Origin of the sequence: Massilia mucilaginosa, from assembly GCF_011682145.1 — a bacterium.
Classification (GTDB): Bacteria; Pseudomonadota; Gammaproteobacteria; order Burkholderiales; family Burkholderiaceae_D; genus Telluria_A; species Telluria_A mucilaginosa.
The window spans coordinates 511309-523821 of sequence record NZ_WHJH01000001.1 but is presented as its reverse complement, the minus strand read 5'-3'; the positions used below and the strand labels follow the sequence as shown (position 1 = coordinate 523821).

Sequence of the window (12513 nt, the reverse complement as noted above, 5' to 3'; positions counted from 1 at the left end):
GCATGCGCGACCTTTACGACGGCGTGCGCAAACGCTCGCTGATGCTGGCCGAGCCGCTCTCGGACGAAGACTGCGGCGCGCAGTCGATGCCGGACGCCAGCCCGGTCAAATGGCACCTGGCGCATACCACCTGGTTTTTCGAGACGTTTGTACTGGAGCGCTTCGAAGAAGGCTTCGCGCCGTTTCATCCGGCCTTCCGGGTGCTGTTCAACTCCTATTACAACGGCATCGGCGAACGCCATCCGCGCGCCCAGCGCTCCTTGCTGACGCGCCCCGCCATGCGCGAGGTGCGCGCCTACCGCGCCAATGTGGATGCGCGCGTGGCGCGCTTGCTGGCGGCGCAGCCGGGCGACGACCTGCTGCACCTCCTGGCACTCGGTTTGCAGCACGAGCAGCAGCACCAGGAACTGATCCTCACCGATGTGAAGCACATGCTGGCGCAGAACGCCATGTGGCCGGCCTACATGGATAGCGCGCTGCCAAGGGCGCCGTCGGCCGCGCCGCTGGCGTGGATCGCTTTTGACGGCGGCCTGGCCGATATCGGGCATGCGGCTACCGGCTTTTGCTTCGATAACGAACTTCCGCGCCACCGCCAGTATGTGGCGCCGTTCGCGCTGGCGTCGCGCCTGGTCACCAATGGCGAGTACCTGGCCTTCATCGAGGCCGGCGGCTACCGCGAGCCGGCGCTGTGGTTGTCCGAGGGCTGGGACCGTGTGTGCGAGCTGAAACTGGCGCACCCGCTGTACTGGCAGCGCGACGCGCACGGGCAGTGGCACGAATTTACCCTGCATGGCTTGCAGCCGCTCGATGCGGCGCGGCCGGCCACGCACTTGTCGCTGTATGAAGCCGACGCCTTTGCGCACTGGATGGACGCGCGCCTGCCGACCGAGGCGGAGTGGGAAGTCGCTTGCGCCGGCAGCGGCACGGCCACGGGCGGCCTGCATCCGGCTTGCGCGCCGCAGGGCGAGGGCTTGCAGCAGATGTTCGGCGAGTGCTGGCAGTGGACCAGCAGCAGCTACGCGCCGTATCCGGGCTACGCCTGCGCGCCCGGCGCGCTGGGCGAATACAACGGCAAATTCATGCTCAACCAGTATGTGCTGCGCGGCTCCTCGTGCGCCACGCCGCCGGGCCACGCGCGCGCCAGCTACCGCAATTTCTTCCCGGCCGGGGCGCGCTGGCAGTTCACCGGCGTCAGGCTGGCCCGATGAAGGTGTCGAAAGGGCTGCGCCTGCGTATTCTGAACCGCCGCGCGAACGCCTACGTGCTGGCCCATCCGCTCGAATTCACGTGGCAGACGCTCAAGGGCTTCAAGGCCAACCAGGGCTTGCTGCTGGCCGGCGCGGTGGCCTATTACGCGCTGCTGTCGATCGTGCCGTTCCTGATGCTGGTGGTGGTGGCGCTGTCGCACTTCATCGACCAGGCCGAGTTGCTGTCCACCCTGGGGCGTTATCTGGAGTGGCTGGTGCCGGGGCAGTCGAAAGCCATCGTGGGCGAACTGGCGCATTTCATGGAAGACCGCGACCTGGTGACCTGGGTGCTGTTTGCCAGCATGCTGTTTTTCAGCTCGCTGGCGTTCACCGCGCTGGAAAACGCGATGAGCGTGATCTTCCATCACCGGGTGGCGATCCGGCGCAGGCGCTTCCTGATCTCGGCGATCCTGCCTTACTGTTATATCCTGGCGCTTGGCGCCGGCATCATGATCGTCACCCTGGTGGCGGGCACCTTGCAGGTGATGGGCGAGGAGAGCGTGCACTTCCTCGGCTACGAATGGTCGCTCGGCGGCGTGTCGGGCGTGCTGCTGTACTGCCTGGGGCTGAGCGGGGAAATCCTGGTGCTCAGTTCCATCTACCTGGTGATGCCGGTCGGGCGGTTGTCGCTGTCGCACGCGCTCATTGGCGGGGTGACGGCGGCGCTGCTGTGGGAAATCGCGCGCCATGTGCTGGTCTGGTACTTTTCGACCTTGTCGCAGGTGAACATGGTGTATGGGTCGATGACGACCGCGATCGTGGTCATGTTCAGCCTGGAGATCGGGGCAACTTTACTGCTGTTCGGCGCGCAGGTGATTTCGGAATACGAGCGGGCGGGGCGCAACGAGCAGCACAAGGAACCGATACCGATGACGACCCGGCCGGCGAAATGATGCGAAATGATGCGAAATGATGCGAAATGATGCGATAGAGTTTGCTGCATCGCACAATCCTGTGCTACACTGCGTTCAGTGGTGAGGTTCAAACGAACCGAAACCCTATCCGGAGCCTGCACCGCCGCGCAATATGTGTAATGTCGCAAAGGTAGAAGGTCGCAACCGCCTGGATTTGTAATTCCGAATACGGTAGTCGATTTACACGTCAGGGCACCACGCAGATAGCATGGGCGCCTGGGACACGATTAAAGCATTGGTAATACATTGGATTAGAGCTCGCTTCGGCGGGCTTTTTTTTCGTCCGGGTTTTCGGTTCTTCTTCAGGGATCGCGGCAACCGTCACTGTGCCTCGATGCGCTATGCGGGCGATCTGTGAAATTGATCGTTGGTGCTGGCATAGCGGAGCAAGCCGGGTGCTCCAGGCTGAGGACACGTGCTCGACCAGGAGCGCTTCCCCGCGTGCCCCGGCTTTTCCCGGGTTCAGGCGGAGTAGGTCGCCCGTCCCTGCGTCAAGCCGAACAGCGGGTTGGCATTCTGGATCGGCAGGTCGAACTGTTCGAACGGAATGTCGCTCATGAAGGTCCACCAGGCCGCCTGCACCGCCCGGGTGTCGCTGACGGGATCGTCAACGGGCACGCGCTCCATTTCAAACGCGCAGTCGATACTGCAGTCGCAATTGGCGGCCGCCGTCAGGCCGCTCCAGTCGGCCGGCGGCGTCATCTTGTTCAGATGCGCCGATACGCCGACCATGCGGGCACGCAGCCCGGTGGCGGCGGTCCAGTCGATGTCGCAGGTGCTCAGCCAGGCGTGATACACCTGCGCCGTTCCCAGTTCCTTGCGCAGCGACGCCATCTCCTGTTCGCTCAGGAAACCGTCTTGCTTGAGTGCCCAGAAGGTGCCGGTTTCTTTCCAGTAAGCGATGGCTTTGAGGGTCTCGCTGCCGCTGCGCCGGCCCAGTGCGCGGGTGACTGCGGCTTGCAGTTCGGACTTGCTGGAATAGTCTGGCATTACTTCCTCCGTATCGACGTTATCTTGCTCGGTTACTGCTGTCGTCAGGGCGATCGGGACGGCGCCGATCGGCGAATGCCGAACGCAACGTCACCAGAGTCAAACGCATGCAGGTAGATGATCCATATCAAGTTTCGTGCCAGGGCCGCCGCGCCAGGATTGGGTGATTATCCGGGGCGAAGAGGGTCAATACGGCGCGGCGACTGTGTCAAAAACAGCGTTTTACACGCAACCATTTACATGTCAGTGTAAATATGCGGCTTGGCAAAGGGCGTTGTCAATTGAAGCGGGGTAGCCCATGATGTTGGTTTTTTGTCTCCGCAAGAACGCCAATGAACGGGATAGCCGGTGTACCCATGACGACAGAACCCTGCGCCGATAACGATCTGGTGCGGGAGGTCGCATGCCGCCGATGCTCCCGAACGGCCTCGCTACGGCTTGGCTATGGGGGGCGCACTGGCATCTTGCGCAGTGATGAAGCGTTCCGTTGCCTCCATTGCGGTTTGATCCGGGAGTCGGACGACACCGGATTTCTTCAGCCGGAACCGCGCGCCCGCATGCTGGCGGCATTCGGCACGTGGACGGTCCGGATGGGCCGTGCGCAATCGGCATTCAATGCCGTCAAGGTCCTGCGCAGCGCCCTCGACCTTGAGCTGATCGCCGCCTATGCCTTGCTCAAGCATGAAGCGGGGATTGTTTTCACCGGAACAAAACAAGAATGCGAGTGGCTCAAGGGATTGCTGGAAAAGGCCGGTGAAAGCCCGGCGATGAGCGCGATGACGCTGGCGTGAAAGGGGAGGCAAGCAACAATATGCAGATGAAATTCGAAAAAACCACGTACGATTTTCTGAGAAAAATGCGATGGACCGACCATCGCGCGGTCGATCCGGCGCCTTTCCTCGCCTGTCTTGTCGCGGACGGCTACACACTGTTCCCGCAGACAAAGCGATTTTCCCAGCGTTTCGGCGGACTTGGCGGCGACATGCCGGCGTATCGGGTCGCGGGCGTGTGCGACCGCATCGACTTCGATCCGGCGCAGGCGATCTACTACACCAGCCGCGCGACGGTCATCGACTATGAAAGCGCGCGTGCACGAAAAACTGATCGTTATCGGCATGGCGTACAACCGCTACATGACGCTGATGTTGTCCGAATCGGGCCGCATGCTGGGCGGCTACGACGATTTTTTGTGCCTCATCGGGACCGATGTACAGGACGGCATGAGCAATCTGTTCGACCGGCGCCAGATGCCGGAACTGCCATAGCCTCCAAATCCGCTCGCGCCCAGGCCCGCCAATACAACAGCGCGCGCCCCGCAGACAGGAAGTTCTCCTCGAAAATGGTACATTGGCTGTAACGACAGAGGAGGGCGCCCATGCAAAAAATCCACGCGATTATCTTCGACCTGTACGGCACCCTGTACGATGTGCACTCGGTGTCCCAAGCCTGCGAGCAAGCCTACCCCGGCCACGGCGAGGCCATCGCCCGCCTGTGGCGCCAGACCCAGATGGAGTACACCTGGCTGCGCAGCCTGATGGAGCGCTACGCCGACTTCGAGACCGTCACCGAAGACGCGCTGCGCTTTACCTGCGCCAAGCTGGGCCTGCCGCTACTGGAGGGCACCGTGCGCCAGCTCAGCGACCAGTACCTGCGCCTCGATCCCCATTCCGACATGCCCTCGACCCTGCGCCGCCTGCGCGACGCCGGCGTGCCGATGCTGATCGCCTCGAACGGTTCGCGCAACACCATCAGCCAGGTGGTGGCGAACTCGGGCATGAAATGGGCCTTCGACCAGTTCGTCAGCGTCGACGAGGCCGAGGTATTCAAGCCGCACCGCAAGATTTACCTGCTGGCCGAGCAGCGCGCCGGCTATCCGCGCGAGAACATCCTGTATGTCTCCGCCAATGGCTGGGATGCGAGTGCGGCCAGTTTGTTCGGCTTTCCGGTATGCTGGGTCAATCGCGATGGCGGCCCGCTCGAAGAGCTCGGCGCCACGCCCGCCATCGTCGTGCCCGAACTGGCCGCCATGGCCGACTGGTTGCTCGCCCTGCGCTGACGCCCGCATCGGCCAACTAACTGGAAGGCGGCGCGAAACTTGCGTATGATGCGGATTCGGTTTCGCGCCACCATGTCGCGTCATCATTTTTTATTTACTTCATACAACACGCCATGCGCGAAAGCCTGCTTACTCCGTCGCTCTCGCCCTCCGCGGCGCCCGCCGCCAACCTGTATTCGGTGCAATCGTCCTTTGTGCTCGCGTTTTTCGGCGGGCCGTTTGCGATCATCCTGTATTCGGCGCTCAATTCCTGGAAACTCCGGCGGCCGCTCGACGCGCTGCTGTATGTGGCCGGGCTGGCGCTGGCTGTGTCCTACCTGGTCGCCTTCATGACCGGCTATGCGCCGCTGGCGCGGCTGATCGATCTCATCGGCGGGAGCGCGGCGGACGCCTTGTGGCGCGCACTGGCGCTGGCGCTGATGGGAATCGTATATCTCATGCACCGCAAGCAACACCGTTCCGCCGCCTTGTTCGCCAGCACCACGCCGTCGCCCTGGATTCCGGCGATCGCCTGCGCACTGCTGGCGTACGGCATGAAGAAGGCGCTGGAGTTTTACATCCTGGCAGGCCTCTCATGAACGATCATGGTGTGTTTTCGGCGCACGACTACAGCCGGCGCGTGCGCGGCCTGATCGAGCGCAACCGCCATGTGCAAGCCCGCGACGAGCTGGCCGAGGCGCTGGGCCAGTATCCCGACGACAGCGACCTGCTGTACCACGCGGCGCTGCTCGATTACCTGACCGGCCAGCCGGACGCCGCGCGCAGCGCCTTGCTGCGCGTGCTCAGCCGCGAGCCCGACCACTACGCGGGCCGCTCGCTGCTCGCCACCCTGTACCAGGAAAGCGGCGAACTGCCGGCCGCCGAAACGGTGCTGATCGACTTGCTCAGGGACTATCCCGAGTCCGGCCATCATTACGCGCGCTACGCCATGCTGATGTACCGCACCAGGCATCTCGACAAGGCCAAGGCGCTGGCGCACGAAGCGCTGCGCCTCGATCCGGACGATGAACTGGCCCTGATCGCCTGCATGATGGGCGACCTGATCGACGGCCGCAAAGGCGCCGAGCAGGAACGCCTGGCGGCCTTGATGAGCCGCCATCCCGAAAGCGCCGGCACGGCGCACATGCTGATCACCCATCTGGTGCATCGTGGCAAATACCGGGCAGCCAAGCGGATTGCCATCGAACTGCTGAAACTCAATCCGGGCTCGCGCGAGATCCTCGGGCTGGTGGTCGAACTCGATGCCCTGAGCCACTGGAGCATGCTGCCGCTGTGGCCATTCAACCGCTGGGGCTGGGCGGCATCGGTGGTCCTGTGGGTGACGATGGTGGCCGTGTTCAGTGGCGCCGGCAAGATTGCCCCGCACATCCTCGGGCCGCTCAATATCTTCCTGATCGGGTATTGTGCGTACTCCTGGATTTTCCCCTCTTTGCTCAAGCGCTGGCTGAAACGCCGCGCAGGAATTTGATGACCATGACTATGTCGCGTGAACAATATGAAGCGTCGCTGGTAAGCGATCCGTTCAACACTGCCAACCGGCTCGCCTACGCCCGCCTGCTGCTCGACGAACACGATGCCGGCGCCGCGCTGGTGCAGTTCGAGCTGGCCGAACGGCAGTCGCCGGGGGCGGCCGCCTCGAGCGGCAAGGCGCAGGCGCTGCTGGCGCTTGGCAGCAACAGCGATGCGCTGGCCGCCTACGGCCGCGCGCGCCAGCAGGATGGCTTCGTGCCGGTGCCGGCGCTGGAACAGTTGCAGCAGAGTGCGCGTCCGGCCTCGGGTCCGGCGCTGTCGCTGGTGGGGCAGGCCGCCAATGTGGTGCCGCTCAAGCCGCAAGCGCCGGACGCGGTGCGCTTTGCCGACGTGGGCGGGATGGAAGACTTGAAGAAGATGCTGCGCCTGCACATCATCGAGCCGTTTTTGCGTCCCTCGCTGTTTGCCAAGTTCAAGAAGCAGGGCGGCGGCGGGATTTTGCTGTACGGCCCGCCGGGCTGCGGCAAGACCATGATCGCGCGCGCCATTGCGAACGAGTGCAATGCCTCGTTCGTGTCGGTCGGCATCAGCGAAGTGTTGAATATGTGGATGGGCGAGAGCGAGCGCAACCTGGCGCAACTGTTCGAAAAGGCGCGCGCGCAAAAGCCGTGCGTGCTGTTTTTCGACGAGCTCGATGCGCTGGCGTTTTCGCGTTCCAAGGCGCAGAGCGAGCACAGCCGCACTATCGTGAATGAGTTCCTGTCGCAGCTCGACGGTTTCGAGCGCGACAACCGCGACGTGCTGTTCCTGGCGGCGACCAATATGCCGTGGGATGTGGACCAGGCGATGAAACGCACCGGGCGCTTTGCGCGCCAGCTGTTCGTGCCGCCGCCGGACGCCGAAGCGCGCAAGCACATCATCAACATCAAGCTGCGCGAAGTGCCGGTGGAAGGCGTGGATGTCGATGCGCTGGTGGCGGCGACACCGCATTTTTCAGGCGCGGATATCGATGGCGTGATCGACCTGGCCAAGGAGAGCGCGATTCACGATATTTTGGCGGGCAATCCGGAGCGGCCGATCGGGCCGGGCGATATTGCGTACGCGCTCGATGCAATGCAGCCGTCCACCGTGGAGTGGCTGAAAACGGCGCGCAATCTGGTGCGCTACGCGGGCAGCGATGACAGTTATCGCGATGTGGAAAAGTACTTGAAGAAGACCAAGTTCATTTGATCTTGCGCCGTCCCCGCGCCGATGGGCGGGGACGGCGACCGGTTTAGCCCGCTACCGCCAGCTCTTTCTCCGCCCGCAGCAACTGGCGGTTCACCGCACTGAGCACCGCCTTGAACGAGGCCGTCACGATATTGCTGTCGATCCCCGCGCCGAACATGGTCGGACCATTCTCCAGGCGCAATTCCACATAACACGCCGCCTTGGCATTCGCACCCGAGCCGATCGCGTGCTCGTGGTAATCCATCAGCTTGATATCGAGCCCCAGCGCGTTGACGAAGGCGTCGATCGGCCCGTTGCCGCCACCCTGCAAACTCAGGCTGGCCTGGCGGTGCGCCAGGGTGATATCGATCTGCACCGGCTCGTCGCTGCTGCTGTCTTCCACCATCTTGTGCGCGCTGTAGGCGTACGGGCTGGCCTGGTCAAAATACTCGCTGCAGAAGATGGCATGAATTTCCTTGGCCGCAATCTCGCGTCCGCTGGCGTCGGCCACCGCCTGTACCGCCCGGCTGAACTCGATCTGCAAGCGGCGCGGCAGGCTCAAGCCGAATTCCTGTTCCAGCAGATACGCCATCCCGCCCTTGCCGGACTGGCTGTTGACGCGAATCACCGCGTCGTAATTGCGCCCCATATCGGCCGGATCGATCGGCAAATATGGCACTTCCCACAAGGTATTCGGCTTTTGCTGGGCAAAGCCTTTCTTGATCGCATCCTGATGCGAACCGGAGAATGCGGTGAACACCAGATCGCCCGCATACGGATGACGCGGATGCACCGGCAACTGGTTGCATTCTTCCACCACCTGGCGCACGGCATCGATATCGGAGAAATCGAGTCCCGGATGCACGCCCTGGGTGTACAGATTCATCGCCAGGGTGACCAGGTCGACATTGCCGGTGCGCTCGCCGTTGCCGAACAGGCAGCCTTCGACCCGGTCGGCGCCCGCCATGATGGCCAGCTCGGCCGATGCCACCGCCGTGCCGCGGTCGTTGTGCGGATGGACGCTGATGATCAGCGAATCGCGCCGCGCCAGCTTGCGCGACATCCACTCGATCTGGTCCGCGTACACGTTCGGCGTGCTGCATTCCACGGTGGAAGGCAGGTTGACGATCATCTTGTTGTGCGGAGTCGGCTGCCAGATATCGCTGACGGCGTCGCAGATGTGCTTGGAGAAATCGAGTTCCGTGGTCGAAAACGATTCCGGCGTGTATTCGAAGCCCCAGTCGGTCTGCGGATGCTGCTTGACCAGTTCCTTGACCAGCTTGGTGCCGCTGACGGCGATCCCGGTGATCTGCTCGCGCGTCATGCCGAACACGACCTTGCGGAACACCGGCGCCACCGAGTTATACAAGTGCACGATGGCACGGCGCGCGCCCACGGCGGAGTCGACCGTGCGGCGGATCAGTTCTTCGCGCGACTGGGTCAGCACGATGATGGTCACGTCCTCGGGAATGCGGTCTTCATCGATCAGCTTGCGCACGAAATCGAAGTCGGTCTGGGAGGCGGACGGAAAACCGACTTCGATTTCCTTGAGGCCGATCTTGACCAGCATCTCGAAGAAACGCAGTTTTTTCTCCGGGCTCATCGGCTCGATCAGAGCCTGGTTGCCGTCGCGCAGGTCGGTGCTCATCCAGATCGGCGGACGGGTGATGGCCTTATCCGGCCACTGGCGGGCGGACAAATTGACTGGAGGGAAGGCGCGGTATTTGGACGACGGATTCTGCAACATCATGGGGTACTCCTGTTTGGCGAAAGCGGATAAGGGCCGGGCGGCGGTGTGGCGACAGGCTGCCGGGCGGCCACGGATTCGCTAGGCCAGGCAACCGATCGGTAGCTTTAGCAGTAGGAACTGCGTGATGGAGACGGATGCGAACATGGGTCGAGCTTTCCTGGGGTTTTACAACATCGCCGGCGGGGAGCCGGGCGGCGCACTGCGGAGTAATTACGCGCGTGCAGCTAGTAGCGTCGCTAGCGATAGCGCGCCAGCGAGCAGGGGGAAAGACGACAGATGCAGGGAGGAAGACATAAGTTCACTGTACGTCAGGCCGCGCCGGCTTGTCAAGCGCTGATGTGCAACGCGTGCAAACCGCCGCCGCCAGGCCGCCGATGCTACAGGTCGAGAAACATGTCGAAGCCGCCGTAGATCATGCGCTTGCCGTCGAAGGGCATGTCGGTGCCTTTCATGAAGTCGGCCATGCGCGGGTCTTTCATGACCTTGTCGTTGACTTCGTCGCGGTGGGCGCGCGATGCGTACACGATCCAGGAAAACACCACGGTTTCGCCCGGCTGCAGGTTGACGCTTTGGGGAAAGGAGGTCAGTTTGCCGGGCTTGACGTCATCGGCGATGCATTCGCGGTACTGCAGCGCGCCGTGTTCGCGCCAGATCGCGCCGCAGGTGGTCGCCATGGCGCGGTAGCTTTCGAGATTGCTGGTGGGGAGGGGAAGGACGAAACCATCGACATAAGCCATCATGTTCTCCTGTCGCTGCACAAGGTGGGTACGTACAAACGATCATACCCGTCCCGCATCCACGGCTGCGCACCATACCCAAATTAAATTGCCAATGTTGCATTTCGCCCTCCATAGCGCGCGCCTGGCGAATTGCATTGCCTTTTTGTTGCTAGCGGTGCAGTAAATAGCTTGTCGATTGAATAAATTCGTGTGGAAATATTGTAATATTGCACTATATTTACCGGCGTCCCTCCATGTGCCGCAGGGGGGGCGAGGGCTGGCACGGCGGCGCTTCAACCAATTCAAGGGATTTTCATGCGTTTTGTAAAAGCAGCAATGGCCTTATCGATGGCGGGCATGTTCGCCTGCGCCGCAGCGGCGAATGCCGCCCCGGCCGTGTCCGGTCAAAACCTGATCGTCAACGGCAATGCCGAAGCCGGCGCAGGGTCGAACGATGGCGGCACGGTCACGGTGCCGGGCTGGACTGTCAGCGGTGGCCTGACGTCGGTCAACTACGGCGCAAGCGGCGGTTTCCCGGGGCCTGCCGACGCCGGTCCGCAAAACCGCGGCAAGAACTTTTTCGCTGGCGGCGTCAACACGCCGGCATCGCGTGCGGTCCAGGTGATCGACCTGGGCGGCTACAGCGACGCCATCAAGGGCGGACAGTCGCAGTTCGACCTGTCCGGCTGGCTGGGCGGCTACGCTACGCAAAGCGATAGCGCCACCCTGACCGCCGTGTTCCGCGACAAGAGCGGCAATACCTTGTTCAGCAAGAGCCTGGCGCCGGTCAGCGTCAGCGATCGTGGCGGACTGAACAACCTGGTATATCGCGAGAGCCATGGCTTCATTCCCGTCGGCAGCGCGCTGGTCGACATCGTGCTCGACATGAACCGGGCCGAGGGCAGCTACAACGATGGCTACGCCGACAACCTGTCGTTCTCGGTCACGGCCGTGCCCGAGCCAAGCAGCTGGGCCATGCTCGGCGCCGGCCTGGCCATGCTGGGCTTCGCAGCGCGCAAGCGTCGCCAGTCCGTCTGACGCGCCCCGCCGCTGCCCGGGCCGCGCCCGGGCAGCCTTACGCCGCGACCTGGACGCGCGGCGCGCCCTGCGTCATCTCGCCGATCACGGCGGCGCTCTCGAAGCCTTCGCGCGCGAACAGCGCCAGTACCTCGTCGACGCTGCCAGGATCGCACGACACCAGCAGTCCGCCCGAGGTTTGCGGGTCGGTCAGCAGGTTATGCTGCGCCGCGCTGATGCTCGGCGAGAGCGTCACGTCCTTGCCGTAGGCCTCCCAGTTGCGCCCCGACGCGCCGGTAAAGTAGCCATCGTGCGCCAGTTGCTCCACGCCCGGCAGTAGCGGAATCTGCGACATGCTCAGTTGCGCCGTCAGTTGCGCCCCGCGCGCCAGTTCCAGCAGGTGGCCCAAGAGGCCAAAGCCGGTGACGTCGGTCAGCGCATGCACCCCTTCCATCTCCGAGAGCGCCTTGCCCGGTTTATTGAGCTTGGTGGTATTGGCGATCATGGCGGCGTAGCCTTCCGGTCCCAGCACGTCTTTCTTGAGCGCCGCCGAGAGCACGCCCACGCCCAGCGGTTTGCCGAGAATGAGCACGTCGCCGGCGCGCGCGTCGGCGTTGCGCTTGACCTTGGACGGATGCACCAGGCCCAGCACCACCAGGCCGTAGATCGGTTCGACCGAGTCGATGGTGTGGCCGCCGGCGATCGGAATGCCCGCTTCGGCGCACATGACCTGGCCGCCGCGAATGATCTCGCCGATGGTCTCGAGCGGCAGTTTATTGATCGGCATGCCGACCAGCGCCAGCGCCATGATCGGCGTCCCGCCCATCGCGTACACGTCGGAGATGGCGTTGGTGGCGGCGATGCGGCCGAAATCGAACGGGTCGTCGACGATCGGCATGAAGAAATCGGTGGTGGCGATCAGCGCCTGTTCGTCATTGAGCTTGTAGACGGCGGCGTCGTCGGCCGTCTCGATACCGACCATCAGTTCTTTCGGCAGCGGGAAGCCGCCCGAGTTTTTCAGGATTTCGGACAGCACGCCGGGCGCGATTTTGCAGCCGCAGCCGCCGCCATGCGAAAACGCGGTGAGTTTGATGGGGGTGTCTGGGGCAGTGCTCATGATCGGTGTCCATTTCGGTAAAAG

At 63.1% G+C, this 12513-nt stretch carries 13 protein-coding genes; 9 read left to right on the top strand and 4 right to left on the bottom strand.

Translation table 11 applies throughout. The features are described from left to right. Positions 1-2: 2 nt before the first annotated feature. Positions 3-1208 (top strand): ergothioneine biosynthesis protein EgtB, encoded by a 1206-nt coding sequence (gene egtB / locus F2P45_RS02335; RefSeq protein ID WP_370663198.1) that lies wholly within the window; start codon positions 3-5, stop codon positions 1206-1208. Further along, complete coding sequence (locus tag F2P45_RS02330) at positions 1205-2140, top strand: YihY/virulence factor BrkB family protein (RefSeq protein ID WP_166870152.1); 936 nt, start codon at positions 1205-1207, stop codon at positions 2138-2140. Before egtB ends, F2P45_RS02330 begins: the two co-directional genes overlap by 4 nt. 483 nt (positions 2141-2623) lie before the next feature. Here F2P45_RS02330 and F2P45_RS02325 read toward each other — a convergent pair whose 3' ends face one another. Continuing rightward, entirely contained in the window at positions 2624-3151 is a 528-nt protein-coding gene (locus tag F2P45_RS02325; RefSeq protein ID WP_166870151.1) for a hypothetical protein, read from the bottom strand. Positions 3152-3507: 356 nt separating this feature from the next. Between F2P45_RS02325 and F2P45_RS02320 the strand changes: the two genes are divergently transcribed. The 6 genes from F2P45_RS02320 to F2P45_RS02295 all read left to right on the top strand — a co-directional run bounded on the left by F2P45_RS02320 (position 3508) and on the right by F2P45_RS02295 (position 7907). Next, positions 3508-3942 carry a hypothetical protein gene (locus tag F2P45_RS02320; RefSeq protein WP_166870150.1) on the top strand — a complete coding sequence of 145 codons (435 nt, stop codon included), beginning with the start codon at positions 3508-3510 and terminating at the stop codon, positions 3940-3942. A gap of 117 nt (positions 3943-4059) precedes the next feature. Beyond that, entirely contained in the window at positions 4060-4416 is a 357-nt protein-coding gene (locus F2P45_RS37435) for an SUKH-3 domain-containing protein (protein ID WP_308613263.1), read from the top strand. A 110-nt stretch (positions 4417-4526) separates the two neighbouring features. Beyond that, positions 4527-5207 carry a haloacid dehalogenase type II gene (locus F2P45_RS02310; protein ID WP_166870148.1) on the top strand — a complete coding sequence of 227 codons (681 nt, stop codon included), beginning with the start codon at positions 4527-4529 and terminating at the stop codon, positions 5205-5207. Positions 5208-5320: 113 nt separating this feature from the next. After that, a complete protein-coding gene (locus F2P45_RS02305; protein WP_166870147.1) occupies positions 5321-5785 on the top strand; it encodes a hypothetical protein in 465 nt (154 codons plus the stop codon). Continuing rightward, a complete protein-coding gene (locus F2P45_RS02300; RefSeq protein WP_166870146.1) occupies positions 5782-6675 on the top strand; it encodes a tetratricopeptide repeat protein in 894 nt (297 codons plus the stop codon). The genes F2P45_RS02305 and F2P45_RS02300 overlap by 4 nt, the downstream gene beginning before the upstream one ends. Beyond that, a complete protein-coding gene (locus F2P45_RS02295; RefSeq protein WP_166870145.1) occupies positions 6675-7907 on the top strand; it encodes an ATP-binding protein in 1233 nt (410 codons plus the stop codon). Before F2P45_RS02300 ends, F2P45_RS02295 begins: the two co-directional genes overlap by 1 nt. A 43-nt stretch (positions 7908-7950) precedes the next feature. Here the strand turns inward: F2P45_RS02295 and leuA are convergent, their stop codons facing one another. Then, complete coding sequence (gene leuA / locus F2P45_RS02290; protein WP_166870144.1) at positions 7951-9636, bottom strand: 2-isopropylmalate synthase; 1686 nt, start codon at positions 9634-9636, stop codon at positions 7951-7953. A gap of 377 nt (positions 9637-10013) precedes the next feature. Continuing rightward, positions 10014-10373 carry a DUF1428 domain-containing protein gene (locus F2P45_RS02285; RefSeq protein WP_166870199.1) on the bottom strand — a complete coding sequence of 120 codons (360 nt, stop codon included), beginning with the start codon at positions 10371-10373 and terminating at the stop codon, positions 10014-10016. Positions 10374-10670: 297 nt separating this feature from the next. On the opposite strand from F2P45_RS02285, the gene F2P45_RS02280 reads away from it, so the two are divergent. Then, entirely contained in the window at positions 10671-11393 is a 723-nt protein-coding gene (locus F2P45_RS02280; RefSeq protein ID WP_166870143.1) for a PEP-CTERM sorting domain-containing protein, read from the top strand. A 37-nt stretch (positions 11394-11430) separates the two neighbouring features. On the opposite strand, the gene selD is transcribed toward F2P45_RS02280, so the two are convergent. Then, positions 11431-12489, bottom strand: a complete 1059-nt coding sequence (selD, locus tag F2P45_RS02275) for a selenide, water dikinase SelD (RefSeq protein WP_166870142.1) — start codon at positions 12487-12489, stop codon at positions 11431-11433. Between the last annotated feature and the right edge of the window lie 24 nt (positions 12490-12513).